The sequence below is a fragment of the Geomonas sp. genome, from assembly GCF_056994735.1.
On sequence record NZ_JBXKJL010000254.1, the window covers coordinates 1 to 1,634 of the forward strand.

Here is a 1,634-nt window from a genome sequence, read left to right on the forward strand (position 1 = left end):
TGGTGGAAAAGATGGTGACCATGATCGAGACGGCCATCAGCGTAAGCGGCCCCTGCTGCCAGCCGGACAGCGTCCAGACGGCGCCGGCGGCGGCAAGGGCGATGACGGCGCGGGCGGCAGCCCGAGATGCCTCGCGATAATCCCGATGACGAGGCAAGTGGGGTGTGTCGATGTCCCGCGCCGGACCGGTCAGCGACCCGGCCTGCTCCAGCACCTTTCCCAGCGAGGCAACGATCTCCACCAGGGTCCGGGTGAGTAAAGGAAAATGCGCTTGGGTCTGCGCGGCGATGACCGAGACATGGGCCTCCAGGTCCTCCTGTGCCTCGGCGCGGGCGGCCAGCACTTCCAGCTGCAAAGCCAGGAGTTCCTGCCACGGCTCGCTGTCGCCGGCCGCGTCTTTATACCTGGCAAGCTGCTCGCCACCCATGCGGCCCACCGCCAGCAGGGAGAGCAGGGAGGCGATCAGGGTTCTCAGCTGGCGACCCTGTTTCTTGAGGTTCCCGTTGCCTGCGGCCAGGACCTCAAAGAGGCTTTCGATCTCGGTGACCTCGATCAGGATATCCTGCTCCAGCCTTACCAGATCGCCTCCCCTCCCCCGGCGCAGCAACAGCGCCAGCCAGGAAAAACAGTCGGCGACGAGGCCATCCAGGCGACGGTGAAACTCGGCGGCGGAAGGTCTGGGAGTGAAAAGTGCGGTGACCACTGTGGCGGAGATGATGCCGACCATGATGCAGGCGACCCTGCCGAAGGCGATCTCGTAGATGCGGGAAGGATTCTGGTAACCGGTCATGGCGATGACCACACAGGTACAACCTGCCATGAGGTAACCGTAGGAGCGCAGGCCATAAAGGAGATTGCCGAGGCCGACGCAGGCGGCAACCCAGAGGCAAAGGGCGACGGTCAAAACCAGCGGAGACCGTGTGTAGAGCAGGAGCAGCAGAGCCGCTGACGAGCCGATCGCGGTGCCGAGGAGGCGGTAGAAGCTCTTTTCCCACAAGAGCCCGCGCGTTGGCTGGATGACGATGAGGGCGGTCATCGCTGCCCAGTACGGACAGGCTAGGCCGAGGAAGATGGCGGCCGAGAGAGCCGTCAAAGCTGCGGTGGTCCCCCGCACGGTGGTAAGAAGATGGGGCCGCTGGTGCAGCACAAAACGCTTCAGTCGTGCATGTCTCATCGTTTTACTCTCTCCCGCACGTTTTGCACCGACATTTCCAGGCGCTCGACAAAGTCCGCCATCCGAGACGTTTCCGCCTCGGCGAATGGACTCAGCACCTCTGATTCCAGGTTCTTCACGGTCTCATGGATTTCTGCCACGGCCAGCTGGCCGGAGCGGGTTAAACGGAGGAGTTTGGCACGGCGGTCGGTGGGGCACTCGGAGCGTTCGATCAGTCCCTTGCCGATGAGGTTATCGAGGAGGCGTACCAGGGAGGGGCCTTCCAGGCCGACAGAGGCGGCCAGGTCTTTCTGGCGGATATCGTCGCCCAGGAGGTAGAGATGCAGGAGGGGTCGCCAGGTGGCGTCTGTCAGTCCCGCTGTCTGGATCTTCAAGTCCAGCACCTGGCGCCAACGTCGCGTCAGATGGGCCAGCCGGAACAGGAGGTTGGTGGAATCTATTTTTGCACGGGTCACAGGCA

At 63.3% G+C, this 1,634-nt stretch carries 2 protein-coding genes; both read right to left on the reverse strand.

The genetic code is table 11. The annotated features are described in order from the left end of the window. Positions 1–1,174: FUSC family protein (locus tag AC11W3_RS11335; RefSeq protein ID WP_484093034.1), on the reverse strand; the 1,174-nt coding region annotated here is incomplete at its 3' end. Next, positions 1,171–1,629 (reverse strand): MarR family transcriptional regulator, encoded by a 459-nt coding sequence (locus AC11W3_RS11340; RefSeq protein ID WP_484093035.1) that lies wholly within the window; start codon positions 1,627–1,629, stop codon positions 1,171–1,173. The genes AC11W3_RS11340 and AC11W3_RS11335, both read right to left, overlap by 4 nt. Between the last annotated feature and the right edge of the window lie 5 nt (positions 1,630–1,634).